At 29.7% G+C, this 538-nt stretch carries 2 protein-coding genes; both read left to right on the top strand.

From position 1 onward, the window contains the following. The first annotated feature begins 152 nt into the window (after positions 1-152). Positions 153-386: a FeoA family protein gene (locus tag FUA24_RS07410; RefSeq protein WP_147132279.1), complete on the top strand. Its 234-nt coding sequence runs from the start codon at positions 153-155 to the stop codon at positions 384-386. Next, positions 383-538, top strand: a 156-nt coding sequence (locus tag FUA24_RS07405; RefSeq protein WP_148541124.1) for a FeoB small GTPase domain-containing protein, incomplete at its 3' end; no start/stop codon positions are given. The genes FUA24_RS07410 and FUA24_RS07405, both read left to right, overlap by 4 nt.

Raw genomic sequence — 538 nt, 5'->3', positions numbered from 1 at the left:
ATATTGAAAAACTTTTAAACGACATAAGACACTTACAAAAGGAAACCAGTAAATAAACACACCATAAATTTTAAGTAAACTTTAAACCCTTAAACTTTTAAAAGTTTAAACTTTTAGTTTACTTTGCTTCTTTAAAATCAATCTAAATAAGTTTGCAATATACCTTAGCTCATCTTAAAAAAGGTGAAACTGCTGTTATTACTGATGTTTCATCAACCGAAATTCCATTAAAATTACTAGAAATGGGTTGCTTACCTGGTAATACAGTACAATTATTACAAGTAGCGCCATTTACAGACCCTATTTACTTAAACATAAACGGATCGCATGTAGCTATTAGAAAAGAAACAGCACAACTTATTTTAATTGAAAAAAGCACGCTATGAGTAAACAAATAAACGTTGCTTTAATTGGAAACCCCAATACTGGAAAAACATCGGTTTTTAACGCTTTAACTGGTTTAAACCAAAAAGTTGGTAATTACCCTGGTATTACTGTTGATAAAAAAGAAGGTATTTGCAAACTACCACGTGGTTTA

The organism is Seonamhaeicola marinus (assembly GCF_008085455.1).
This window is presented reverse-complemented; position numbering and strand designations above follow the sequence as displayed.